At 42.3% G+C, this 25,133-nt stretch carries 23 protein-coding genes; 2 read left to right on the top strand and 21 right to left on the bottom strand.

Annotated features, from left to right (window positions below; translation table 11 throughout):
- The first annotated feature begins 46 nt into the window (after positions 1-46).
- Positions 47-1,197 (top strand): IS3 family transposase gene (locus MHI35_RS10930; protein WP_340991683.1). Its coding sequence is split into 2 segments (ribosomal slippage): positions 47-320 and positions 320-1,197, totalling 1,152 coding nucleotides; the frame shifts between segments, so codons are not numbered across the junction.
- Between the two features lie 19 nt (positions 1,198-1,216).
- On the opposite strand, the gene MHI35_RS10935 is transcribed toward MHI35_RS10930, so the two are convergent.
- The 9 genes from MHI35_RS10935 to MHI35_RS10975 all read right to left on the bottom strand — a co-directional run bounded on the left by MHI35_RS10935 (position 1,217) and on the right by MHI35_RS10975 (position 11,655).
- Entirely contained in the window at positions 1,217-1,528 is a 312-nt protein-coding gene (locus tag MHI35_RS10935; protein ID WP_335349188.1) for a YesK-like family protein, read from the bottom strand.
- 65 nt (positions 1,529-1,593) lie between these two features.
- A complete protein-coding gene (locus MHI35_RS10940) occupies positions 1,594-2,850 on the bottom strand; it encodes a dihydrolipoamide acetyltransferase family protein (RefSeq protein WP_211064187.1) in 1,257 nt (418 codons plus the stop codon).
- Between the two features lie 18 nt (positions 2,851-2,868).
- Positions 2,869-3,852, bottom strand: coding sequence for an alpha-ketoacid dehydrogenase subunit beta (locus MHI35_RS10945; protein WP_003215848.1), 984 nt, complete (start codon positions 3,850-3,852; stop codon positions 2,869-2,871).
- Between the two features lie 12 nt (positions 3,853-3,864).
- Positions 3,865-4,857, bottom strand: coding sequence for a thiamine pyrophosphate-dependent dehydrogenase E1 component subunit alpha (locus MHI35_RS10950; RefSeq protein WP_012010510.1), 993 nt, complete (start codon positions 4,855-4,857; stop codon positions 3,865-3,867).
- A gap of 17 nt (positions 4,858-4,874) precedes the next feature.
- On the bottom strand, positions 4,875-6,299 hold the full coding sequence (lpdA, locus tag MHI35_RS10955) for a dihydrolipoyl dehydrogenase (RefSeq protein ID WP_211064186.1): 1,425 nt from the start codon (positions 6,297-6,299) through the stop codon (positions 4,875-4,877).
- The gene (gene buk / locus MHI35_RS10960; RefSeq protein WP_144521064.1) at positions 6,289-7,410 is read right to left on the bottom strand and encodes a butyrate kinase; all 1,122 of its coding nucleotides are present in this window, start codon (positions 7,408-7,410) and stop codon (positions 6,289-6,291) included. The genes lpdA and buk overlap by 11 nt, the downstream gene beginning before the upstream one ends.
- A gap of 33 nt (positions 7,411-7,443) precedes the next feature.
- Positions 7,444-8,538, bottom strand: coding sequence for a branched-chain amino acid dehydrogenase (gene bcd, locus MHI35_RS10965; protein WP_144521062.1), 1,095 nt, complete (start codon positions 8,536-8,538; stop codon positions 7,444-7,446).
- Positions 8,539-8,562: 24 nt separating this feature from the next.
- Positions 8,563-9,540, bottom strand: coding sequence for a phosphate butyryltransferase (gene yqiS / locus MHI35_RS10970; protein ID WP_260982958.1), 978 nt, complete (start codon positions 9,538-9,540; stop codon positions 8,563-8,565).
- A gap of 42 nt (positions 9,541-9,582) precedes the next feature.
- Positions 9,583-11,655 carry a sigma-54-dependent Fis family transcriptional regulator gene (locus MHI35_RS10975; protein WP_335349187.1) on the bottom strand — a complete coding sequence of 691 codons (2,073 nt, stop codon included), beginning with the start codon at positions 11,653-11,655 and terminating at the stop codon, positions 9,583-9,585.
- A gap of 149 nt (positions 11,656-11,804) precedes the next feature.
- Between MHI35_RS10975 and MHI35_RS10980 the strand changes: the two genes are divergently transcribed.
- The gene (locus MHI35_RS10980) at positions 11,805-12,041 is read left to right on the top strand and encodes a DUF2627 domain-containing protein (protein ID WP_003215815.1); all 237 of its coding nucleotides are present in this window, start codon (positions 11,805-11,807) and stop codon (positions 12,039-12,041) included.
- Positions 12,042-12,075: 34 nt separating this feature from the next.
- On the opposite strand, the gene MHI35_RS10985 is transcribed toward MHI35_RS10980, so the two are convergent.
- The 12 genes from MHI35_RS10985 to xseA all read right to left on the bottom strand — a co-directional run bounded on the left by MHI35_RS10985 (position 12,076) and on the right by xseA (position 25,130).
- Positions 12,076-12,813, bottom strand: coding sequence for a glycerophosphodiester phosphodiesterase (locus MHI35_RS10985; RefSeq protein ID WP_335349186.1), 738 nt, complete (start codon positions 12,811-12,813; stop codon positions 12,076-12,078).
- 225 nt (positions 12,814-13,038) lie between these two features.
- Entirely contained in the window at positions 13,039-14,139 is a 1,101-nt protein-coding gene (locus MHI35_RS10990) for a Rap family tetratricopeptide repeat protein (RefSeq protein WP_144521056.1), read from the bottom strand.
- Complete coding sequence (locus MHI35_RS10995; protein ID WP_041815709.1) at positions 14,127-14,324, bottom strand: hypothetical protein; 198 nt, start codon at positions 14,322-14,324, stop codon at positions 14,127-14,129. The genes MHI35_RS10990 and MHI35_RS10995 overlap by 13 nt, the downstream gene beginning before the upstream one ends.
- A 271-nt stretch (positions 14,325-14,595) precedes the next feature.
- On the bottom strand, positions 14,596-15,399 hold the full coding sequence (gene spo0A / locus MHI35_RS11000) for a sporulation transcription factor Spo0A (RefSeq protein WP_012010520.1): 804 nt from the start codon (positions 15,397-15,399) through the stop codon (positions 14,596-14,598).
- A gap of 285 nt (positions 15,400-15,684) precedes the next feature.
- Entirely contained in the window at positions 15,685-16,962 is a 1,278-nt protein-coding gene (spoIVB, locus tag MHI35_RS11005; protein WP_211064183.1) for a SpoIVB peptidase, read from the bottom strand.
- Between the two features lie 198 nt (positions 16,963-17,160).
- Positions 17,161-18,897 carry a DNA repair protein RecN gene (recN, locus tag MHI35_RS11010; protein ID WP_211064182.1) on the bottom strand — a complete coding sequence of 579 codons (1,737 nt, stop codon included), beginning with the start codon at positions 18,895-18,897 and terminating at the stop codon, positions 17,161-17,163.
- 33 nt (positions 18,898-18,930) lie between these two features.
- Entirely contained in the window at positions 18,931-19,380 is a 450-nt protein-coding gene (gene ahrC / locus MHI35_RS11015) for a transcriptional regulator AhrC/ArgR (RefSeq protein ID WP_211064181.1), read from the bottom strand.
- Positions 19,381-19,743: 363 nt separating this feature from the next.
- Entirely contained in the window at positions 19,744-20,598 is an 855-nt protein-coding gene (locus MHI35_RS11020; protein ID WP_144557038.1) for a TlyA family RNA methyltransferase, read from the bottom strand.
- A complete protein-coding gene (gene dxs / locus MHI35_RS11025; protein WP_211064180.1) occupies positions 20,595-22,496 on the bottom strand; it encodes a 1-deoxy-D-xylulose-5-phosphate synthase in 1,902 nt (633 codons plus the stop codon). Before dxs ends, MHI35_RS11020 begins: the two co-directional genes overlap by 4 nt.
- A gap of 150 nt (positions 22,497-22,646) precedes the next feature.
- A complete protein-coding gene (locus tag MHI35_RS11030; RefSeq protein WP_213019783.1) occupies positions 22,647-23,543 on the bottom strand; it encodes a polyprenyl synthetase family protein in 897 nt (298 codons plus the stop codon).
- Positions 23,527-23,787 carry an exodeoxyribonuclease VII small subunit gene (locus MHI35_RS11035; RefSeq protein WP_003215880.1) on the bottom strand — a complete coding sequence of 87 codons (261 nt, stop codon included), beginning with the start codon at positions 23,785-23,787 and terminating at the stop codon, positions 23,527-23,529. Before MHI35_RS11035 ends, MHI35_RS11030 begins: the two co-directional genes overlap by 17 nt.
- Positions 23,784-25,130 carry an exodeoxyribonuclease VII large subunit gene (xseA, locus tag MHI35_RS11040; RefSeq protein WP_012010528.1) on the bottom strand — a complete coding sequence of 449 codons (1,347 nt, stop codon included), beginning with the start codon at positions 25,128-25,130 and terminating at the stop codon, positions 23,784-23,786. Before xseA ends, MHI35_RS11035 begins: the two co-directional genes overlap by 4 nt.
- Positions 25,131-25,133 lie beyond the last annotated feature (3 nt).

The following is a 25,133-nucleotide window of genomic DNA, read 5'->3' on the forward strand; positions in this document are numbered from 1 at the left end:
AAACGGATCGTTGTGATCCGAAATAAAACATGGAGGTGTTTTTTCTATGGGGACAAGAGTGAGTTATCCGGTTGAAGTCAAACAGAAGGCTGTGGAAATGAGGTTGGCAGGCGTACCTATGAAAGAGATCATGCAGGAATTGAATATCAAGAATAAGACGCAGGTTCAGACATGGGTGAGATGGCATAAAGCTGGGGATACACACAGGTTCGAACAACCTGTTGGAAAACAATATACCTATGGAAAGGGTCCCGAGTACTCTTCTGAATTAGAGAGACTACAGGCAGAAAATCGCTATTTGAGTCAACAGAATGAAGTTTTAAAAAAGTACAACGAATTGGAAAGGAAGTTGATAAGGAAACGTCAATCAAACTGGTAGAAGAATTTCGCAAAACGATGACGGTACAGGACATCTGTGTCCATTTAGGCATCTTACGTACTTCGTATTATAGATGGAAAAAAGATTTGACTCAGACTCATTCTGAAAGACAACTAGAGAAACAGGTCGGCACGTTGTGCCGAAAGCACAAATATCGATATGGTTATCGGAAAATCACAGCCATACTAAAAATGAGAATGCGTATTAACCATAAAACTGTTCAACGTATCATGCAGAAAAACCAGTGGCAATGCCGGGTTAAAATGAAAAAGCGTAAGAAGAATGGGCAGCCTTATGCCGTAGCCGGTAATATACTGGATCGGAATTTTCAGTCTGATCGCCCTCTTGAAAAACTAGTAACGGACATCACGTATTTGCCTTATGGACAGAAACAATTGTACCTTTCCAGTATATTGGATTTATATAATGGAGAAGTGATTGCTTTTACGATTGGTGATAAGCAGGACACAGACTTTATCTTAAACACACTTAATCAGCTCCCAGCACTTCCTGAGAATTGCGTGTTACATAGCGATCAAGGTTCTGTGTATACATCTTACGAGTATCAGAAAGCGGTTCATATAAAAGGCATTACCATGAGCATGTCCCGTAAAGGGACGCCCGCTGATAATGCCTCCATCGAATCGTTTCATTCCTCACTAAAGTCTGAAACGTTCTATCTTAACAGGATTGATCGCACTACAACCACCATCGTAGAACGCACTGTCAAAGAATACATTTATTATTATAACAACATTCGTATTCAAACGAAACTAAACAACCAATCACCGATAAACTATCGGCAATTGGCTGTATAAAGGTGTTTTGATTCCTGTCTCAAAAACGGGGGTCAGTCCCTTCTTTTTCGGGAGTTTTTTTGATATAGCGTCTGTATAAATATTCAAGTGCATATCCGAGCAGCGTTCCGATAAGAAGAGAAATTCCTAAAAGGCTATTCGCTGCTCCTTTAAATCCACCGACAAGCAGCAAGCAATACAAAACTTGAATAATAGAAACGATTGATATGATCAGTAGTAATCTTTCAGGATGATTGCGTGATTTAGAAATATATCGAAGAAATGCGAACGCAATTGCTGTGATAAACATGAGTCCAATCGTTAAAAATGCAAAAAAGTCTAGTCCAGACATATCATCGCTCCTTTCTCATCATGGGGAAATCCCCCTCTCCATAGCGGGAGGGGGACATTCTTGTTTTAGTAAACAGATGTCTGCTCATCAATGCCTTCAAGAATTTGTTTAATCCGTTGAAGGAATCTGCCGCATACAAGACCATCGAGAACTCTGTGGTCTAATGAGAGACAAAGGTTGACCATGTCTCTCGCTGCAATCATACCATTTACAATCACCGGACGCTTCACGATCGATTCTACTTGTAAAATCGCCGCTTGCGGATAATTAATGATTCCCATCGATTGTACAGAACCAAATGATCCCGTGTTGTTTACAGTAAAGGTGCCACCTTCCATGTCACTTTGTTTCAGCGTACCTTGTCTCACCTTGGAAGCAAGCTCATGAATTTCCTTGGCAATGCCTTTAATCGTTTTTTCATCTGCATCCTTAATGACTGGAACAAAAAGAGCGTCATCAGTCGCAACAGCAATCGAGACATTGATCGCTTTCTTTTGCACAATTTTATCTCCAGCCCACATGCTGTTCATTTCTGGGAATTCCTTTAAGCCCTGTGCCACTGCTTTGACAAAGAACGCAAAGAACGTCAAATTAAAGCCTTCTTTTTCTTTAAATTGGTCCTTGAGCTGATTTCTTCTAGTCACAAGGTTTGTCACATCAACTTCCATCATTGTCCATGCATGCGGAATTTCATGTTTGCTTCTCAGCATATTTGCCGCAATCGCCTGCCTGATTGGCGTGACTGGCAGTTCAATATCACCAGGCATTGTAGAGATGGAAGGCGCCGCTTTTGGCTTTGATGACTGCACAGGCTCTGGCTTGATTGCCTGTTCATTAACAGGTGCTGCCTTCCCTTGCACGCCGCCACTTTCAATTAGCTGAAGTAAATCTTTTCTTGTGATTCGTCCACCTGCTCCCGTTCCTTGCACTGCCGCTAAATCAATGCTGTGCTCATCTGCTAAACGAAGGACTGCTGGAGAATAGCGTTTCTTTTGACTTTGATCCTCTTTTGTTTGATCTGCTTCAGGTGCTTCACTTTGCTCAGGTGCCGCTTCTTCTTTCGCACTTTGCTGTGAGCTGCCTTCCACTTCAATTTCACAGAACACTTCTCCTACTTGAAGTGTATCGCCTTCTTCAGCTGATAGTTTTGTAATGGTTCCTGTAAAAGATGACGGGACTTCTGCGTTCACTTTATCCGTCATGACTTCTGCAATTGGATCGTATTTATTCACATGATCGCCAGGTGAAACGAGCCATTTGCTGATGGTTCCTTCTGTTACACTTTCACCTAACTGAGGCATTTTCATTTGTTCAGTTGCCACTTGAAACCCTCCTCTTTCTTAAAACGCCGCTAGCTCTCTCATTTCAGCTTCTACCTTATCTGGGTTGACCATAAAGAATTTTTCCATTGTCGGTGCATAAGGCATTGCTGGGATTTCTGGTCCGGCTAGACGTTTGATTGGTGCGTCTAAATCAAATAAGCAATGCTCTGATATGATCGCCGCTACCTCACTCATGATGCTGCCCTCTTTTGTATCTTCCGTTAGAAGAAGCACTTTGCCTGTTTTTGATGCCGCTTCAATAATGGCTTCCTGATCAAGCGGGTACACTGTTCTCAAATCGAGAATATGCGCAGAAATGCCGTCTTTCGCAAGGCGGTCTGCTGCTTGTAGCGCAAAATGGACGCAGAGGCCATATGTAATGACCGTGATATCATCGCCTTCACGTTTCACATCTGCTTTTCCAATAGGAAGTGTGTAATCCTCTTCAGGTACTTCTCCTTTAATGAGACGGTAGGCACGTTTGTGTTCAAAGAACAATACAGGATCTGGATCTCGTACCGCAGCTTTTAAAAGACCTTTTACATCATAAGGCGTAGAAGGCATAACAATCTTCAAACCAGGCTGGTTGGCAAAAATCGCTTCAACTGATTGTGAATGATAAAGCGCCCCGTGAACTCCGCCCCCATAAGGTGCGCGGATGACCATTGGACAGCTCCAATCGTTATTTGAGCGGTATCTAATCTTCGCCGCCTCTGAAATAATTTGGTTAATGGCAGGCATGATAAAATCCGCAAATTGCATCTCAGCAATTGGGCGCATTCCATACATCGCTGCTCCAATCCCTACACCTGCAATGGCTGATTCTGCAAGAGGTGTATCCATAACGCGCGCTTCTCCGAATTGCTCATAGAGACCCGCTGTCGCTTTAAATACGCCGCCCTTTTTCCCGACATCCTCTCCGAGCACAAACACTTTCGGATCTCGCTCCATTTCTTCTTTCATTGCCAGTGTAATGGCGTCTATATATGACATAACAGGCATTTTTCTTCCCCCTTACTCCGCATACACGTAACGAAGTGCGCTTTCAGCATCAGCATAAGCAGCGTTTTCCGCTTCATCAGTGGCTTCGTTTACGATTTGCATGATTTCTTTTGTCATCTCTTCTTTCATTTCTGAAGTCATGACGTTTCCTTCGGTTAAATACGTTTCATATTTGATGAGCGGATCTTTCTTTCTCGCTTCGAGCACTTCTTCTTTTTCTCGATAGCTTGAATCATCGTCATCACTTGAATGCGCAGTTAAACGGTAAGAGATCGTTTCAATCAACGTTGGTCCTTCGCCTCTTGCCGCACGGTCTCTCGCTTCTTTGACAGCGGCATATACTTCAAGCGGATCATTGCCATCAACGGTTACGCCAGGCATTCCGTACCCAATCGCACGATCTGAAATGCGTTCACAAGCTACTTGTTTGTCGTACGGCACGGAAATTGCATACTTATTGTTTTCACACATGAAAATAACAGGCAGCTTATGCACAGCAGCGAAGTTAGCCCCTTCGTGGAAATCACCTTGGTTTGAAGAGCCTTCACCGAACGTGACAAAGCTGACAAAGTTTTTCTGATCTAGTCGTCCAGCAAGTGCGATTCCGACTGCATGAGGAACCTGCGTTGTAACAGGTGAAGATCCTGTCACAATTCGATTGGATTTCTGTCCAAAGTGCCCTGGCATCTGTCTTCCGCCTGAGTTTGGATCGTCTTGTTTTGCGAAACCTGACATCATTAAATCTTTTGCAGTCATTCCAAATGCAAGGACAACCCCCATATCGCGGTAGTAAGGTAAGACGTAATCCTCTTCTCTATTGAGAGCGAAAGCAGCACCAACTTGCTGCGCTTCCTGCCCTTGACAAGAGATGACGAATGGAATTTTACCTGAACGGTTTAAAAGCCACATCCGTTCATCAATTTTTCTTGCCAGAAGCATTGTTCTGTATATATCAATTGCTTGTTCATCAGATAATCCTAATTCATGATGACGCATGTTACTCATCTTATTTCCCTCCTTGATTAAAAATGGATCGCTTTCCCGTCAACAGCAAGGGCTGCCTCGCCAATCACCTCTGACAAGGTTGGGTGCGGGTGAATTGTTTGCCCGACTTCCCACGGCGTTGCATCAAGTACTTTAGCTAATCCAGCTTCAGATATCATATCTGTGACATGAGGACCAATCATATGAATCCCTAAAATATCATCTGTCTTTTGATCAGCAATGATTTTGACAAATCCATCTGACTCCCCGTATACAAGTGCTTTTCCGATCGCCATGAATGGGAATTTCCCCATTTTGACTTCGAAGCCTTGCTCTTTTGCCGCCTGTTCAGTGAGCCCAACACTAGCGGTTTCCGGGTGAGAGTAAACACATTTAGAAACGAGCGTTTCATCGAGCGGCTTTGGATCTTGACCAGCCATATGCTCCACAGCAATCATACCTTCGTGTGAAGCCACATGTGCCAACTGAAGTCCGCCAATGACATCTCCTATTGCATAAATATGTGATTCTTTCGTTTGATAATGTTCATTCACGACAATGCCTTGTTTTTCTGTTTGGATGTCTGTGTTTTCAAGACCAATGCCTTCAATATTTGGTACTCTGCCGACTGATAGAAGAAGTTTTTCCGCTTCAAACGTCTGAATGTCTCCATCCTTTTCTGCTTTAATCGTCACGAGGTTCTCCTGCTTTTTGACGGTATCTGGCAATACTTTCGCATTTGTCATAAAGGTGATGCCTTTTTTAGATAAAAGCTTTTCCATTTCTTTAGAAATGTCATGATCCTCTGTCGGCAATATGCGATCTGCAAATTCAATCACCGTCACCTTCACACCAAAATCATTGAGCATAGAAGCCCACTCGATTCCGATCACCCCGCCGCCGACAATGAGCATCGACTGCGGAAGCTCTGGCAGTTCTAGTGCATCATCTGATGTAAGTATGTGCGTCCCATCTGCTTCAAGCCCAGGCAGAACACGTGGTCTTGAACCGGTCGCAATGATGACCTGCTTTGGAATGAGCATTTCATTTTCATCTCCATTTGCCATTTCTACGGAGATGGTTCCTGGCATTGGTGAAAAGATAGATGGACCAAGAATGCGGCCGATCCCTTCATAAACATCAATTTTCCCTTGTTTCATTAAATGTTTAACGCCGCCTGCTAGTTTCTCTACAATCTCTGCTTTTCTTTTCTGCACATTGGCAAACTGCAAAGCGATGCCATTTGCCTCAACGCCAAAATCAGCAGCACGTTTGACGGTTTGATAGACTTCAGCACTTCTAAGGAGCGCCTTAGACGGAATGCATCCTTTATGGAGACATGTTCCGCCAAGCTTTTCTTTTTCTACAACTGCTGTTTTCAATCCAAGCTGCGAGGCACGAATGGCCGCTACATAGCCGCCTGTGCCTCCACCAAGAATGACGAGGTCATATTCAGTTGCCATGACTTGTCACTCCTTTCTTCATCTGTTGATCATTTGGGTATTCTTTCGGAGATTCTTCTTCTTTTAAAATACGAAGTGCACCTTCCGCTAAGGATTGCAGTTCATTTTCACCTGGATACACGACAACATCTGAAATCCAGTCAATGTGACCTCTAATACTTGATGTAATTTGTTTGCTATACGCAAGTCCGCCTGTTAGAACAATGACGTCAACTGCGCCTTTTAGGACAGCACTAGCCGCACCAATTTCTTTGGCAATTTGATAGCACATCGCCTCATAAATCAGCGCTGCTCGTTCATCGCCTGCTTCAATCATCCGCTCTACTTTCACAGCATCTGTCGTACCAAGGTAGCCCGCAAGACCACCTTCACCAATAATGCGCTTCAGCATTTCCTCTTGGGTGTACTCACCAGAAAAGCAAAGATTGACAAGATCACCTGTTGGCAAGGTTCCCGCTCGCTCCGGACTGAAAGGTCCTTCGCCATGTAGTCCGTTATTGACATCAATGACTTTCCCTTTTTCATGGACACCAATCGTGATGCCGCCGCCCATATGTGTAATAATCATGTTCAAATCTTCGTAGCGCTTCCCAAAAGATGCAGCTGTTTTTCTTGCGACTGCTTTTTGGTTTAATGCATGGAAGATGCTTTTTCTTTCAATCGTTGGCAGCCCTGAAATACGAGCAATTGGTTTTAGTTCATCCACTACAACTGGATCGACAATAAAAGCTGGGATGTTCAAGCCAAGTGCAATTTCTCGTGCGATGATACCGCCTAGATTAGAGGCATGCTGTCCAGCATATCCTTCTTTCAGGTCTTGCACCATTTGCTCATTGACTTCATATGTGCCACCTTCAATCGGACGAAGAAGACCGCCGCGCGCACAAACTGCATCAAACTTTGAGATGTTCATCCCTTGTTCATGCAGCGTCTTCAGGATGGTTTCTTTACGAAATGAAAACTGATCAATGATATGAGGGAATTGCTTTAATTCCTCATCTGTATGTCTCAGTGTTGTTTCAAAAATAGATCGTTCATTGTGAAACACACCGATTTTTGTTGAAGTAGAGCCAGGATTAATTGTGAGAATACGCCATTCTTTTGTCAGCAAAAAGAAAACCTCCGTTTCAACTCATTCTTCTAATTAGCGACGACTTAATATATGTTGGCCATTTTGCAGGAATTGACTTCTTGATTTGCGCATTCTTTCAATTCGCTCCTCCGCCAATCGGTCTGCCGCTTTATAAGTTGGAATGGCATCACGGTTTGAAATTTCAATGACGCGTTCAATGTTTTGGTAAATACCTTCTACCTTTTTCATCGCACGATCTGCATTATAACCATAAAGTTCATCAGCAACGTTAATGACGCCGCCTGCATTGATTACATAATCAGGTGCATACACAATGCCCATTTCATGAATCAGATCGCCGTGATGCGTTTCTCTCAGCTGGTTATTCGCTGCACCTGCGATCACTTTTGCTTTCAGCTTAGGAATCGTTACATCATTAATCGTTGCACCAAGTGCACAAGGTGCATAAATATCACATGTTTGATCATAAATATCGTCAGGGTCTACTGCTTTTGCGCCAAAGTCTTCTACAGCTCGTTTTACAGAGTCTTTGTTGATATCTGTGACAATTAGCTGTGCGCCTTCTTCGTGCAGATGTTTACACAAATTGTACGCGACATTCCCAACACCTTGGACTGCAATCGTTTTTCCTTCTAATGAATCGGTACCGAATGCAGCTTTGGCAGCAGCTTTCATCCCTTTATATACACCGTAAGCCGTAACAGGTGACGGGTTTCCGGATGAGCCAAATGCAGGAGAAATACCTGTCACAAAGTCTGTTTCTTCATGAATCAGATCCATGTCTTCTACCGTTGTACCGACATCCTCCGCTGTGATATAGCGGCCATTCAACCCTTGTATGTAGCGTCCAAACGCACGGAACATTTCTTCATTTTTATCTTTTCTTGGGTCACCGATGATAACTGTTTTCCCGCCGCCAAGATTCAGACCTGCTGCTGCGTTTTTATAAGTCATCCCTCTTGCTAGACGAAGCGCATCTTCGATCGCTGCTTCTTCATTTTCATATGTCCACATTCTTGTCCCACCTAATGCTGGCCCAAGTGTTGTATCATGAATGGCAATGATGGCTTTTAAACCAGACTGTTCATCCTGACAAAATACAAGCTGCTCATAATCGTATCGTTCCATATATTTAAAAAGTTCCATGTTTATTCCTCCTATGACTTTCGCTTAATTTGATGTACAGATGGCAAGCGCGATTGAATAAAGCTTACTTTCGGCTGTATCCGACCGGCTTGTTAAAGCAATCGGCGCCTTCGCTCCTGCCACCACAGCCCCCACCTTTGCATGTGCAAAGTAGATGAGAGATTTATAAAGAATGTTTCCTGCTTCAATCGTTGGCACAAGCAAAATATCTGCATGACCGGCGACATCACTCGTAATATTTTTATGAGAAGCGGCTGTTTGAGAAATGGCATTGTCTAATGCCAAAGGTCCGTCAATGAGGCAGCCAGAAATTTGCCCTCGCCTATTCATTTGCGCCAGGCTTGCCGCTGTCAATGTGGAATCCATTGCCGGGTTCACAACCTCTACCGCAGATAACACGGCCACCTTTGGCATGTCATTTCCGACAGCTTGTGCTACTTGAACAGCATTGATCGTGATCTCTTTGAACATGTTTAAATCAGGCGCGATGTTCATCGCAGAATCCGTGACATAAATAAACCGATCAAAGCCTGGCACTTCGAATGCCGCGACATGTGATAGAACACTCGCCGTCCGTAGCCCGTACTCTTTATTCAGAACAGCTTTTAAAAGAACGGCTGTCGTGACATGTCCCTTCATCAATATATCCGCATGCTTCTCACTCACTGCCTGCACGGCAATTTTGGCTGATTCTTCAGGAGAATCCGAATGAATAATATCTATCCAGTCTTCATTGATCTCATGCTGTTTCACCAGCTCCTTCAGGTTGCGTTTGTTCCCAACCAGCAGGAAGCGAGCGACTTTGCGTTCAATTGCCATCTTGATGGCATGAAGCACTTCTTCGTCTTCTGCATGAGCCACAGCAGCAGTTTTATTCTGCAGCTGGGCAGCTTTCATAATCAGATCGTCAAGCTTCATATATGCCCACCTTTCCTTATGCTCGGGTTCATGGTTTTTATATGCAAGTTCTATGCCAGCTTGAAACGCAGCGAAATATGGCATTTCGCATGAAATACGTGCAACTTCTTGCAGGTAACGTGCATTTTATTGCATGCTATCTTTTGCAAGTTGATATTTATCCATTTTATAGTAAAGATTTCGAATGCTAATCCCTAACGTTTTCGCTGTTTTCGTGCGGTTGAATTGATGCTTTTCAAGGGTTTGTTTAATCAGCTGCGCTTCAAACGCTTCAACAGCATCCGAAAGAGTCTCTCCCTCAAATTGACTGACAGCTAGTTCCTGCTGCTCTTTTTCTTCCTGCTCTTCTGACTCCATGAAGGAAATATGATCTTCATCGATCCATTCTTCTTGCGGATTCAAAAAGATCATGGCTCGTCCAAGAACATTTTCCAGTTCTCTTACGTTCCCTGGCCAGCTGTAGGATCGAAGTCTATCGAGCGCACCTTCTGTTAAGCCGCTCACATTTCGACCATAGTCTAAATTGATTTTCTGAATGAGACGTTTACTTAAGGAGTCAATGTCTTCAAGGCGCTGCCTTAGAGGCGGAATAGAGATCGGATATCTGTTCATCCGGTAATATAAGTCCTCTCTGAACTTACCTTCCGCCATCGCTTTTTCAATATTGACATTTGTTGCAGTAATCACACGCACATCAACTGGTATCGCTTTTGTTCCGCCTACTCTCACAATTTCTTTCTCCTGCATGACGCGTAATAATTTCGCTTGTGTACTTGGCGTCATTTCACCAATCTCATCTAAAAAGATACTGCCATGATTCGCTTCTTCAAACAGCCCTTTCTTCCCGCCTCGCCTCGCACCAGAAAATGCACCTTCCTCGTAGCCAAAAAGCTCTGACTCTAAAAGTGTTTCTGATAAGGCAGCACAGTTGACTCTCACAAAACGATTATATTTGCGGTCACTTTCATTGTGTATAGCGTGCGCAAATAATTCTTTCCCAGTACCTGACTCTCCTCTGAGTAAAATGGTGGCTGGTGTTTTTGCCCCTAGCTTTGCCTGCTCAAGCGCCACAAGCATTTGCTCACTTTCTCCAATAATGTCTTCAAAAGTGTACTTTGCCTCAAGTGTTCGGATGAGCTGTCTCGCTTTATTTAATTCATTCGTGAGTGATTGAATTTCTGATACGTCATGAATGACGCCGACACTGCCTTTTAAAATGCCATCAACGATCACTGGTGCTACGTTGACGATCACATCCTTCTTATTCGGTCCGACTTTCATTCTGACGCCTCGAACCGGCCTTCTTGTTTCAAGCACCTTCAAATGCATGCTTTCCCCTTCAGAAATATCCGCACCCGCAGGTTTGCCTACAACCTCTTTGTCTGTTAATCCCGTCATTTTCGTATAAGCTCGGTTAATTAAAATTCCTTTTCCCTGCTCATCTACGACGGATATCGCTTCATCTGATGATTGAATGATAGCCTCGAGCATCGTGCGCACTTCTTTGAGGTTTGTGACTTCTTCTGCAAGTTCCACTGCATCTGTAATATCTTTAAAAATGGATAGAGCGCCTAGCATTCTTCCTGCATCATCAATAATCGGCAAACGTGTTGTAACAATTTGTATTTGCTGATTCAGAAATTGTTTTTGATGAAATTCTGGCTCCCTCGACCTTAAAATATCGGGGAGTTTTGTATTAGGGATCACTTCACGTATGTGCCGGCCAATCGCATCTTTTTGCGAACGTCCAACCATTTTGGCAGCCGATCGATTAAACAGAACGACTTCTTCATCCATGTTAATAAAAATCATGCCATCATTCGTTGCATTAAAAATGCGGTCATGTTTATAGGTTTGTTCTTTTAATATTTGAATGAGCTGATGCTTTTCTGACATTAATTCTGATATGACGTAAGCCATCGAACTTGGAACAATGACAGACTGCTCTGTTTTTTCTTCCATCAGTTCTTTAAGAACAACTGAACTGCCCGTTGTTTCGATGATGATATCAATGTCATCTTTTATGTATTCTTTCCAATCCGTTGTCGTATCAATTCCATTCTTTTTCGCTTCTACCATCCCCGGTGCCCCAAGATCAAGGTCGGCGATTGCAACGATTTGAATCATATTTGTTTTCAGCAATGTTTCAAGTAATGCTGATCCACCCTGTCCTGCACCGACAATCAAGACTCTCTGCATCCCGTTACCCCTTTATATGAAAAAATTTGCACACCATATTTTTCCGTTGCAAAAAATTGCACAACTCTTATATTACCACGTTTTCCTTTCTTGACAAAATATTTTTTGAATTAGACAATGGAAGTAAATGACGTTTAAGGGGACATTTGATGGGGAGAATACTTGCATTAGTGATTATTTTAATACCTGGCGCGCTTGCTGCACTTGGGATTAAGCTGTTGCGCGACACTGTTTTCGGTATCATCATTGCACCATTTCCATTTTTATGGCTGCAAGGAATTGCAGGGTTGGTTTTTTTAGGAGGAGGTCTTTACGTAGTTGCTGGCTTTATTTTATATAGAGACCGAAAACGAAATAAAGTAACCACCCGCTTTAAACAGAGATAAACATGAAAAAAGACCCGCTATTGATCGCAGGTCTTTATTTCATTTCTTCTCTTATTTTAACGGCTCTATCAGGAAAATCTGTGAAGATTCCGTCGACACCTAAAGAAAACATGTTTTTCATTTGCTTTTCACTGTTGACTGTAAATGGCCTGATGACTTGCTGGTCAGCATGGAGAGCCGATACGACTTCTTTTGTTACCCCTGCACCCTTTATATTCGGGTGATACCCTCTTGCAGGTACTGTTTTTATATACATCTCTGGCTGATGAATCACATCCATTGTGAGAACAGCAAGCTCAACATGCGGCATTAGCTTGTGAAAAAAAGCTAAACTGCCGTGATGAAACGATGAGACAAGTACACGATCTTCTATTTGAAAGTGTTCAATTTGCTCCTTTACCTTCTCTTCAATACCTGGATATCGATAAATGGAGTTTTTCAGTTCAATATTCATAATGAGTGATGATTGCGGCGTCACGAGCTCTAATACTTCCTCTAAAAGAGGAATGGATACAGCACCGGTTTCTTCATAAAAAGAATGACTCGCATCTCCTGCTTTTAACTCATCATATGTATGGTCTTTCACTAAGCCTGTCATATTCGTTGTTCTGTTCAGCTTCTCATCGTGAATGACAGCAAGCCTGCCATCTTTCGTCAGCTGGACATCCAGCTCAATCCCGTCAGCTCCTGAATGAAGTGCGTGCTCAAAGGCTATCATCGTATTTTCAGGATAGATTCCTTTAAAACCTCTGTGTGCAAAAATTTTCGTCATATGTCACCTCTAAGTCTGATGCTTCCTTTCATTATGACGTCTCTCTTTTCATTTTTCCAGTTTCAGCACATAAAAAAACCTCTTCTGATGAGTACGAAGAGGTTCTGTATAAATTCGATCACGTAATCGCTCTGATGGCTTGCTCTGTCGTCTCGGCGTCAAGAGCAAAAAGGGAAGAAACAACTGCGACTGCTGTAACGATGGTTAAACCTAACAACAACTTTTTCATAAGATAACCTCCACTTTCTTTTGAAGTATTTGTGCATCGAATTTCTTTTCAAGAAAACGAATGGCATTTTGATAATCATTTCGTTCCTTGAAGTATTTCGATATTTGTTCAGACAAATCCTCAAGCTCCACATATAATCTATTTTTTTCTATGTAGTCTAATTTTTCAGAGAATACGTCTGCTGCTCCACTATTTTCGCACATCAAATCCAAAATTTCAAATTTTACTATATATTCATTATTTTGGATATCGCAGCTATACATAATGCCTTCTTTAATATATTCCTTCGCCTCTTGATCTCCTAGATGAACCAAGGCATTTGCTAGAACATATAAAGATTGGATGTAATAATGGCTATTGTCACGGTGCATTTGAATGCCCATCCCTTTTTTGGCATATTTTGCGCTTTTTTCGTAATCATGCTTTGCATAATAAAGAACAGCTAAATTGTGATAGCATTTCCCAATCAGCACTTCATTGTTAATGCGTTTACTTTTCTCAAGTGCTTCTTGGTATTTTTCTTCCGCTTCGTCAAATTGGATCAAATCGATACAATTACTTGCATGTAAAATCAAGCTGTCAATCGCCTGCGCTGTATACTCTTCATGCGCTTTGAACGTATCGATGGCTTTTTTGATATGATTAATGGATATGAAATTTTGTTTCAGTTCGTAATAGATTGATGCAACCTTATGATGAAAAGTTCCTACTTCAAGGTCCTCATTTACACGTTTTAGGCGTTGTTCTGCAATTTTGTAAAAGCTGATGGCTTCATCATACTTTTTCACATATGCAGCATATTGGCCTTTGTAAAAGTAAAAATAAAAATTAATAATGTCATCTGCTTTCTCATCAAGCGTTCCGACACTCTTCATAATGTGATTGGCTTTTTCAATATTTCCAAGTAACATTTCATGTCTGCCATTAACAAGCTGATAATACAGGAGAACTTCACGGTCTTCATCTGTATTTTTTAGCAAATTCTGAATTTTCTCTTTATAGATAGCAGATTTTTCTAGGTCATTTTGAGAAATGACCCTCGTCCACTTGCTAATTTCGTTCGCTACCTCAGCAGAGTGGATTTTCAGCTTTCCCATAACCTCACCCTCTTCTTTTCATTATTATAGCATAGTAAAAGAATGTGAAAATTATTAAATTCGACAATGGGAATATTCAGTTCAAATGGCACAATCTCTAAGAAGCCAGTGACTTTAAAACGCCAACCAATCAGGTCAATAGCAATAGAACTTTCGATCTCATTTGCTTTATTTACCAAATCCATCAGACCTTTTCCTCTCATCCTTTTTCTTACGAATGAGCGTTTCCTTCTTCTATTTTGAAGACCTAACAATTGATTGGCGTAGCTGATTACCACTAATTTATGTCATACCCATTTCATTCATGCTCTATTTTTCATTTTATTCTGAAAATAAAACAAGCTGTATTGTCCAAATGAGACAATAAGATGATTGTATCAACACAAACAATTTTTAACAATACTTTCCAAAATAAAAAAACGCCTCTTTGAAGAAACGTTTTTTTATGAAAATGAACTAGCTAGCTCTATGTTCCAAGCGTAGACGATCAGCCACCATTGCGATAAATTCCGAATTGGTTGGTTTTGCTTTAGACATGCTGACTGTATAACCAAAGAGTGAGGAAATGGAATCGATGTTTCCTCTGCTCCAAGCCACTTCAATCGCATGACGAATCGCCCGTTCTACTCTGCTCGCGGTCGTGTTAAATTTCTTCGCAATGTCTGGATACAACACTTTTGTGATGCTTCCGAGAAGTTCGATGTCATTGTACACCATCGAAATGGCTTCTCTTAAGTATAAGTAACCTTTAATATGGGCGGGTACGCCAATCTCATGAATAATCGTCGTAATGCTTGCATCTAAGTTTTTACGTTTCGGCTCAGGTTTATTTCGAAGAACACTGTTTTGGATAGATGAAGATCGATGGGTGACTTGTGTGCCGTTTCCACTGACTTGACGAATATGACCGACTAAGTTTTCCATATCAAATGGCTTTAAAATGAAATAAGATGCGCCCAAATCCACTGCTTTTTTCGTCACATCTTCTTGTCCAAACGCTGTTAGCATAATCACACTTGGCTGTTTGGTCATGTCATTGTTTTCACGGAGGCGTTCCAGTACAGCAAGGCCATCTAAATGAGGCATGATAATATCTAAGAGGAGAACGTCGGGCTCTTTATCTTTAAATAATGTCAGACATTCCTGACCATTATACGCCACGCCTAGCACTTCCATATCTTCCTGTCCCTCGATATACTCTGTCAAAAGGCCAACAAGCTCTCGATTGTCATCAGCTACACACACTTTAATTTTCTCCACGTTCTTTCCTCCCCAATGTCGATTCCTTTAGTCTTTTGTATTTCTCTTCTGAGTGTTCAATTCGACAAAACCATGCTATCCCCTTTAAAAAACTTTAATTTTCCGAATAATAGAGCATTATCTTGCTTTTTCTACGTTTTTCTTAACGAATCGACGATTATTGCAATTTGACAACATGCTCATTTCCATTTTGTCGAAAAATCTCTTTTTCCTTATTTTATAACATGATGACAGAGAAAGAAAGGGGAGAAAAAAACTGCCGGAAAATTCGCGGCAGTTTGATGATCAGCTTGCTTTTTTGTTTTTTTGATAAAGATCGATGCCTGCTTCTGACAGCATCCATTCAATGTGTACGCCGTAGCCGCTGGTCGGGTCATTGACAAATACGTGTGTGACCGCCCCGATGACTTTTCCGTTTTGGATGATCGGGCTTCCGCTCATGCCTTGGACGATACCGCCCGTTTTACTTAGAAGACGCTCATCTGTTACCTTTAATACCATCCCTTTTGTTGCCGGAAATTTCTGCGGAGTCGTGCTGACGATTTCAATATCAAACTTCTCCACTTTATCATGATCAACAACGGTTAAAATTTCTGCTGGTCCTTCTTTTACTTCATTTGATAAAGCAACTGGAAGTGGTTTGTCTGATACATGATTTTCAAGGCTTTCGGTTAACGTACCAAAGATACCAAATGGACTGTTGCGGGAGATATCCCCTATCGTTTTTCGTTCGGAAGAGAATCTTGCCAATTTTTCTCCAGGATTGCCTCCTGTGCCTTTTTCAATCGATGTTACGGTTGATCTGACAATCTCACCATTGTCGACAACAATTGGTTTTTTTGTATCCATGTCAGAAATGACATGACCAAGGGCACCATATTTTTTAGAAGATGGTTCATAGAAGGTCATTGTGCCGATTCCTGCTGCGGAATCTCGAATGTAAAGACCAATTCGATACGTGCCTTCACTTGCATCTTTTGCGGGTGTTAATGTTGTTTGAAAGGTTTTATGGTCTCTTTTTATGAGTAAACGAAGCGTTTCACCTGTTTTTCCTGCTTTCTGGATAAATGGGGTGAGGTCGTTCATTTTCTCCATCTTTTGACCATTGATTTCAATGATCATATCCCCTGATTGAATGCCTGCGGCTTCGCCTGGTGATTTTTTGCCGTCTGCTGTTGTGATTTGATGAAAACCTACAACGAGAACTCCTACAGAATGGAGCTTGACGCCAATGGATTGTCCTCCAGGAACGACTTTTAATTCAGGGAGAACGTCGACTTTTGTTTTCTTAATAGGAAATCCTTTAAAATCATAAACAATTTCGGCTTTTCCTGCCTTTTGTCCTGTTACTTCAAGCTGATTCTTTTTCTCTGAAAGACTAAAGGCTTGCGAAGAAGCATTGGATGACGCTTCTATTGATGTGTCAATTGAGTGCTTCTGTTTTTCAAATACAGCAACATTTGTTGGAATGCTGATGTATTCCTTCACTATGCTCATAAACCCTGTACTTATTAAAGAAACAAGGAGAATCACACCAATGGCTTTTCTCATCTTTTCGGGCATTCATTTTTCACTCTCCTCGCTCCTTACCCACACCAGAACACTCATGTTTTGGCTACATCTTTACTTTTGCCTTCTTCGCTTTGATTTATAACCAGCAGCGATAGAAAATGATTGGATAAATTGATAAAAGAAAAAGACGATTTCGTGGGTATATACAGCGATTTTGACACAATATAAAAAAGGCAGCTGGTTTTTCAGCTACCCTGTTGTTTTGACATCATTTGCTTGGTGGAGCAATTCTTTTGCATGCTGTTTTGTCAACTCAGTCACTTCCACCCCCGCAATCATTCGGCCAATTTCACTCACTTTTTCTTCATGACTTAATGGTTTGACACTTGTCAGTGTTCTACCAGCTTTAGAGCGTTTTGAAATGAAGAGGTGCGTGTCAGCCATTGCTGCTACTTGCGGGAGGTGCGTAATGCAAAGCACTTGTGAGCCAGTCGCCACTTTGTAAATTTTTTCGGCAATCGCCTGTGCAACTCTGCCGCTTACGCCCGTATCGACCTCATCGAAAATAATGGAAGTGACTTCTTGTTTGGCTGAGAAGATACTTTTCACGGCGAGCATGACTCGTGAAATTTCTCCACCAGAGGCTACTTTTGATAAAGATTTCATCGGTTCGCCAGGATTAGTAGAAATCACAAATTGAGCTTGGTCAATTCCGTTTTTTCCAAGCTGGACGGGCTTTCCATCTAGGAGCGGATTATCTGTGCTGCTATAAGGCGCATATCGAATGGAAAAGGATGTATCAAACGTTGACTTCTCCATATATAAATCCTTTAGTTCTGTTTGAATTTGCTTCGCTAGCTTTTTGGCCCATTTTTTACGAAGCTCCGAAACGTTAAGTGCTTCAAGCAGTGCGTCACGGCTCATTGCATCCAGTTTGTTTTTAAGCGTCTGCAGATGAGTGTCTCGATTTTGAATTTGATCGATTTCTTCTTCAATCTTCGCCGCATACTCCAAAATTTCCTCAACCGTTGTCCCGTACTTCCGCTTTAACTGTTTCATTTCATTCAGCCTAGACTCAATAAAATCAAGACGTGCTGGGTCGAACTCTAATTGATCCAGCATGCCCCGCATTTGGAACGTCGAATCCTCTAATAAGTAGTAGGAGTTCGACACTTGTTCGGATAGCTTTTTCAGATCGTCGTTGATCTCAGAAACTTGCTCCAGCTCGCTTGATGACATGCCAACCCAATCAAGTCCCCCCTGTTCATTGCGCAAGGCATTATAGGCGTTTTGGAGTGAGGAAAAGATTTTTTCGTAGTTGCTGATCTGATGGCGCTCTTCTTGAAGCTTCTCATCTTCTCCCGGCTCTAATTGCGCCGCTTCAATCTCCTCTAGCTGAAATTGCAGTAAATCTAACCGGTGCACCATTTCTTGCTCATTCTCAGAGAGCTGTTTTAGCTTTTGGGCTGTCTTTGTGTATTGCTCATATGCTTCTTGATACTGCGACAAAGCAGGTGCAATTTCTTCTGCACCAAATTGATCGAGCAAATGCAGATGGTTTTCATCCTCCATCAATAACTGGTTATCGTGCTGTCCATGTATATCGAGCAAAAGGCGTCCTACTTCGCGTAAAAGTGAGATTGTGACGAGCTTGCCATTGATGCGGCAGATGCTTTTCCCGTTATTGTTCATATCACGGCGAAGAATCATCATTTCATCCGATGCGTCAATTCCCTGCTCCTCACATAAAGCGAATACAGGGTGATCAGCTGCTGGTACAAGAAAAAGCCCTTCAAGCTCAGCCTTTTTCTCACCATAACGAACAAATTCAGACGACCCTCTACCTCCCACAAGAAGTGAGACAGCGTCAATCATGATGGATTTCCCTGCACCTGTTTCCCCTGTTAGAACTGTGAGTCCTTTTTCAAATGAAACCGTTAACTCTTCAATGATTGCAAAGTTTTTAATGGTTAGTTCTGCTAACACTCATTTGACACCTCTTTTTGTAAACCTGATTCTTTATAGAAGTTCTAAAATTTTGCTTGAAACTGTTTCCGTATCATCTGGTGTGCGGCAAATGATCAAAATGGTGTCATCTCCGCAAATGGTTCCCATGATTTCTTCCCAATCTAAATTATCCATTAAAGCCCCAATCGCCTGTGCATTACCCGGCATAGTTTTGAGGACGATTAAATGACTGGCAGCATCCATTTTAATAAATGCATCCATTAAGGATCGCTTTAGTTTAGACAGCGGATTAAACCGTTGATCCGCAGGAAGGCTGTATTTATATGTTCCATTATTCGTCGGCACTTTCACTAATTGCAATTCTTTAATATCTCTTGAAACGGTCGCTTGTGTAATGTTATATCCATCGGCTTTTAAAATATCGACTAGTTCATCTTGTGTTTCAATCTCTTGACTCGCGATGATTTCTCTAATCTTAATATGCCTTTGACCTTTAGTCATTTTTGACCCCCCTAGGCGTTTAATCTCAGTTTGTCTTTACGTTCTATGTTATATGAATCACAGTTCAAAAAACAAGCGTTACGTGAGAAACGGCCAATTCTCATCTTTTGACCATGTAAAAAGGAATAATAGCGAGCTATTATTCCCTCAGCGTGTAGACAAACCCTCGCATTCGGTGTCAGGTCTCTGCTTCGGTGCTCACGAATGTTAAATTCGCTCCGCTCCGATGCTCGTCCTTCCTAGACTTCAAAGGTTTTCTATCACGCCGTAAAGAAGCCAAAGGGCTAAAATAAAGATCATTTTAGCCCTTTGCCAACAATCTAAAAGGAATAATAGCGAGCTATTATTCCTTTTGTTTCAACCTCATGTGTCAGCCGGCTCAGGACTGTTTTTCTTTTCTTTCAATACAGAATGGGCTTCCTTGACGATCTTTTCAAGCTCTGAAACCGGGAGTGCCGCATTCTCTTCTTGATCGGGATGAAGCTTTAAATGGAGCAGGAACTCAATATTCCCGTCACCGCCAGTAATAGGTGAAAATGAGACATCCTTCACATCATAGCCTTCTTTTGCAGCAAATTGATTCATCTCTTCGAGTACACCAAGGTGGACAGATGGGTCTCGCACGATGCCTTTTTTCCCAACAAGCTCTCTGCCTGCTTCAAATTGAGGCTTGACGAGTGCAATACAGTCTCCGCCAGGGACAAGAATGTGCTTTAAAGCCGGCAGAATGAGTTTCAGTGAAATAAAAGAGACATCAATTGACGCTACTTCTGGCAATCCTTCAGTAAAATCTGCTGGGACGGAATGACGGAAATTGGTGCGCTCCATGACGATGACCCTGTCATCCTGCCTTAATTTCCACGCAAGTTGATTGTAGCCAACATCAACAGCATATGATTTGACTGCTCCATTTTGAAGAGCACAATCTGTAAAACCACCTGTTGATGAACCAATATCAATTAGCAATTTCCCTTCAACGGTTAAGTCGAATTCTTTTAGCGCTTTTTCCAGCTTTAATCCGCCGCGGCTCACATATTTCAGAGGGTTCCCTTTCACAGTGAGCGGTGTATCACGTGCGATTTTCTCTCCTGGTTTATCCAAACGGTTTTCATTTGAGTAAACGATCCCTGCCATGATGGCACGCTTTGCTTTCTCTCTCGTTTCCATTAGTCCTTGTTCGACTAATAAAACGTCAAGTCGTTCTTTCTTTGATGTCATGATCCAATTCCTTTTCTTGGTGCTGCGGGAAGCAGGTCACGTAAAGTGTCAGCAACCTGTACCTTCGTCAACCCAATTTCTTCAAGTAGGGCATCAACACTTCCATGCTCAATAAATTCATCTGGAATGCCCATACGTTCTACTTTAATATGAGAAGCTTTTTTATCGTGTATATATTCTAAGACGCTGCTGCCAAATCCGCCTTGGAGCACAGCTTCTTCAATCGTTAAAATTGGAATACCTTCAGAAAGAATATCATTTAACATCGCTTCATCAAGAGGCTTAATAAAACGAGCGTTGACCACACGAACCGATTTCCCTTCTTTTTGAAGTTCTTCTGCTGCTTGAAGCGCCATTTTAATCGTCGTACCAAATGTTAAAATCACAGCATCCTTCCCTGGACGAAGAACCTCCCAGGACCCAATCGGAATGGTCTTCAGCTGTTCATCCATTTTGACACCTAGCCCATTACCGCGCGGGAAACGCATAGCAATAGGACCGTCATCATACTGAATGGCTGTATTGACCATGTGCTGTCCTTCATTTTCATCTTTTGGCATCATGAGCACCATATTTGGCATATGACGCATAAAGGCAATATCAAACACACCTTGATGGGTTTCTCCATCTGCACCGACAAGTCCCGCACGATCAATGCCAATAAACACATTGAGATTCTGGCGGCAAATATCGTGCAACACTTGGTCATAGGCTCTTTGCAGGAACGTTGAATAGATCGCTAAAAATGGCTTCATATCCTGCGTCGCAAGCCCAGCTGCCATTGTGGCTGCATGCTGCTCGGCAATTCCTACATCAAACATTCGCTCTGGAAATTCCTTTGCAAAGCCTTCAAGCTTTGAACCAACAGGCATCGCAGGCGTGATCGCAACAATCCGCTCATCTTCCCGCGCCAGCTTTCTGACCGTTTCACTGACGAGACCACTCCAAGACGGAGCTGCTGCTGCCGGTTTTACAAAATCACCTGTATCGATTTTGTATGGACCCGTACCGTGCCAAGTCCCGATTTTATCGGACTCTGCTGGCTGGTAGCCTTTTCCTTTTTTTGTGATGACATGCAGAAGAACAGGACCTTTTGTTTTCTTGGCATATTCAAGGTTTTCAAAAAGATCTTCATACGAATGTCCATCGACAGGACCTAAGTAGGTAAACCCCATTTCCTCAAAGAACATGCCAGATACAAGTAAATACTTGAGACTGTCTTTGATACGCTCTGCTGTGGCAGCAAGCTTACCACCTACAGCTGGAATGCGCTTGAATAAATATTCGAGCTCGTCCTTAACCCATTGGTATTTGCCAGCTGTACGCAATCTGCCAAGCATAGTATGAATCGCACCGACGTTTGGCGCAATACTCATTTCATTGTCATTTAAGATCACAATCATATCTTTCTTTTCATCACCGATATGATTCAAAGCTTCTAGCGCCATACCTCCGGTTAGTGCACCGTCTCCGATAATCGGCAGGATATATTCATCTGTCCCTTTGATATCACGCGCTGCCGCCATACCCATCGCGCCAGATAACGAGGTTGAACTGTGACCTGTTTCCCAAACATCATGCTCGCTTTCATTTCGTTTAGGAAAACCGCAAAGCCCTTTATATTGACGAAGTGTATCAAACTCCGCCCCTCTTCCCGTTAACAGCTTATGAACATAAGACTGATGTCCAACATCCCAGAGGAACTTGTCTTTTGGGCTGTCAAATACTTTATGAAGCGCAACAGTCAGTTCAACGACTCCGAGGTTCGGACCGATATGCCCTCCAGAGTTAGCTAAGGATTCAATTAAAAACATGCGAATGTCAGCACTGAGCTCCTCTAATTCTGCATTTGACATTCCTTTTAGAAACGTTGGATTTTTTATTGATAAAAGATCCAATTAGGATCAACTCGCTTTCAACAAAATTTCTATATACATCTATAATGCCTTATTCCTTTGAAAACCAGTAGGGAATAAGAGTTGTCTCATCATAATAAACTGTTTACAGTTTACCACAATTGCTCGAGGACCCTCAAATCTAGGCTGTTTTTAATGATCTCTTGAGGCAATTAGATCACATAAACCATGCAGCAATTGCTGCTCTAATTGGAGATTTGAGACGATTTCTTTTGCACGCGTGATGTGCTCATCCAGTTTTTCTTTTGCTCCTGAAAGCGTTAATAAAGAAGGATATGTCGACTTTTCATTTGCTGTATCAGAGCCGACCCGTTTTCCGATTTTCTCTTCGCTTCCTTCGAGATCTAAAATATCATCACGGATTTGAAACGCAATGCCAATATGATAGCTGAATTCCCTTAGCTTTTCGATATCGTCATCTGATGCTCCTGCCAGCATTGCACCAGCTGCGACGCTGAATGTGAGAAGCTTTCCTGTTTTACGGGCGTGAATGGATTCTAGTTCAGCAAGCGACACTTGTTTTTGCTCTGCTTCCATGTCATCAAATTGACCGCCAACCATTCCTAGTGCACCTGCTGACTTTACAAGTTCATCTACAATTCTGAGTTTTTTATCAGCAGAGACGTTGCTAGACAGCTGTGATGTAATCAGACGGAAGCTCTCTGTTAAAAGGGCATCACCTGCGAGAACCGCTGTTGCTTCTCCGTACACTTTATGATTCGTCGGTTTTCCTCTACGAAGGTCATCGTCGTCCATACAAGGAAGGTCGTCATGTATCAATGAATACGTATGAATCATCTCAACCGCACAGCCGACAGGTATACCATCTTCTTCATTTTTACCGTAGGCATTTAGAAGAGCAAGAACGAGAACAGGTCGAAGCCTTTTCCCGCCCGCTTTCAGTGAATAGAGCATAGAAGATTTCAGATCTTCAGGAATTGTCAATTCCTGAACATATGTAAATAAATAATCTTCGATGGCCTGTTTTCGTGTTGTTAAAAATTCATTTAAATTACTTGTCACCAGCATCTGCCTCCTTCACCGAGAAGGGAGCCAGCTCACCGTCCTCTTTTAAAATGAAATCCATTTGTTTTTCAACATGCTGTAATTTTTCATGACAAAGCTTCGAAAGGGTCATCCCTTCTTGAAAATAATGAATGGCCTGCTCAAGTGGTACATCTCCCTCTTCGAGCTTTCCCACAATCTCCTCAAGACCTTTCATCGCCTCTTCAAATGTCATTTGTTCTTCTTTTTGTTTATTGGATTCTGTCATGATGATTGCCCCTCCTTCTCAATAACCTCACAAATGAGACGTCCATCCTTCATCGTGATAGTCAGCTGATCCTTCGTCTCTACTTGGTTCACACTTTTTATTAATTCATCTTCTTTATAGGCTAAGCTGTAGCCTCTTTCCATCACTTGAAGTGGATTTAATGCATTTAGTTTACCAAGAACCGATTGGAACTGCGAATGAATTGTTTTCATTTGCACATTCATACTACGAATGAGTTGTTCTGTTTCATTAGCATGTCTTTTTTTCGCTTGAAGCAGCTGCTCTTTAGGATGAAGCGGCTTCAGCCTGTATGTCTGGCGGTCTAGCTGACTGCGTTTTTGCTCAATTTGTCTTGTCAGCTGTTTTTGAAAACGGTCAAATACCAAATCGAATTGCTGCTCTTTTTGCTCCTGTAATCGCTTTGGGAAACGGAAGGCATAAGAGGACTGCAGCGCCAAAAGGCGGTCTTTTGCTTGTGAGGTTTGATTCTTCACAGCTCTTGTTAGCCGTATATCAATTGATTTGATTCGCTCTATTAAATCCGTCGTGCTAGGAACAGCAAGTTCGGCTGCTCCTGTTGGTGTGGGTGCTCTCATATCTGCAGTGAAATCACTGATCGTAAAGTCTGTTTCGTGCCCAACTGCAGATATGATTGGAATGTCTGATGCGAAGATCGCCCTTGCCACAGCTTCTTCATTAAAAGCCCAAAGCTCTTCAATCGAACCGCCTCCTCTTCCGACAATCAAGACATCACAGAGCTGTTTTTCATTCGCTTCCTTGATCCGCTCTACGATGGAACGGGTCGCATGCTCACCTTGGACGAGCGCCGGAAGCACAATGATTTTCGCCTGCTGATAGCGCCTATTGATGGTCGTAATGACATCTCGAACAGCCGCTCCTGTTGGAGACGTAATGACACCAACAACCTCTGGATATTCAGGGATTGGCTTTTTATAGCGCGCATCAAATAAGCCTTCACTTGCTAGCTTTTTCTTTAGCTCTTCATAAGCAAGATGAAGAGCACCAACACCATCAGGCTGCATTTCTTTCGCATATAACTGATAATTGCCGCTTGGTTCATAGACTTGAATTCCGCCGCGTACAAATACTTTCATTCCACTCTTAGGTGAAAAAGGCAGCTTCGCCGCAGAGCGCTGGAACATGACAGCTTGCATGCGTGCGTTTTCGTCTTTTAAGGTAAAGTACACATGCCCTCTTGAATGAATCTTGACATTGGATAACTCACCTTTGATCCAAATATCTTCCAAATGCGGATCAACATCAAATTTTCTTTTTATGTATTTTGTAAGGGCTGTGACCGTCACAAAGGCTTTTTCACTCATGAC

It is taken from the genome of Bacillus sp. FSL K6-3459 (assembly GCF_038003305.1).
GTDB lineage: Bacteria > Bacillota > Bacilli > Bacillales > Bacillaceae > Bacillus > Bacillus pumilus_O.

Coding starts and splice junctions, on each gene's coding strand:
- MHI35_RS10935 (WP_335349188.1), bottom strand. CDS start 1,528: ATGTCTGGACTAGACTTTTTTGCATTTTTAACGATTGGACTCATGTTT.
- MHI35_RS10945 (WP_003215848.1), bottom strand. CDS start 3,852: ATGCCTGTTATGTCATATATAGACGCCATTACACTGGCAATGAAAGAA.
- MHI35_RS10950 (WP_012010510.1), bottom strand. CDS start 4,857: ATGAGTAACATGCGTCATCATGAATTAGGATTATCTGATGAACAAGCA.
- lpdA (WP_211064186.1), bottom strand. CDS start 6,299: ATGGCAACTGAATATGACCTCGTCATTCTTGGTGGAGGCACAGGCGGC.
- bcd (WP_144521062.1), bottom strand. CDS start 8,538: ATGGAACTTTTTAAATATATGGAACGATACGATTATGAGCAGCTTGTA.
- yqiS (WP_260982958.1), bottom strand. CDS start 9,540: ATGCCATATTTCGCTGCGTTTCAAGCTGGCATAGAACTTGCATATAAA.
- MHI35_RS10975 (WP_335349187.1), bottom strand. CDS start 11,655: ATGCAGAGAGTCTTGATTGTCGGTGCAGGACAGGGTGGATCAGCATTA.
- MHI35_RS10980 (WP_003215815.1), top strand. CDS start 11,805: ATGGGGAGAATACTTGCATTAGTGATTATTTTAATACCTGGCGCGCTT.
- MHI35_RS10985 (WP_335349186.1), bottom strand. CDS start 12,813: ATGACGAAAATTTTTGCACACAGAGGTTTTAAAGGAATCTATCCTGAA.
- MHI35_RS10990 (WP_144521056.1), bottom strand. CDS start 14,139: ATGGGAAAGCTGAAAATCCACTCTGCTGAGGTAGCGAACGAAATTAGC.
- MHI35_RS10995 (WP_041815709.1), bottom strand. CDS start 14,324: ATGGATTTGGTAAATAAAGCAAATGAGATCGAAAGTTCTATTGCTATT.
- spoIVB (WP_211064183.1), bottom strand. CDS start 16,962: ATGCCCGAAAAGATGAGAAAAGCCATTGGTGTGATTCTCCTTGTTTCT.
- ahrC (WP_211064181.1), bottom strand. CDS start 19,380: ATGACTAAAGGTCAAAGGCATATTAAGATTAGAGAAATCATCGCGAGT.
- MHI35_RS11020 (WP_144557038.1), bottom strand. CDS start 20,598: ATGACATCAAAGAAAGAACGACTTGACGTTTTATTAGTCGAACAAGGA.
- MHI35_RS11030 (WP_213019783.1), bottom strand. CDS start 23,543: ATGCTGGTGACAAGTAATTTAAATGAATTTTTAACAACACGAAAACAG.
- MHI35_RS11035 (WP_003215880.1), bottom strand. CDS start 23,787: ATGACAGAATCCAATAAACAAAAAGAAGAACAAATGACATTTGAAGAG.
- xseA (WP_012010528.1), bottom strand. CDS start 25,130: ATGAGTGAAAAAGCCTTTGTGACGGTCACAGCCCTTACAAAATACATA.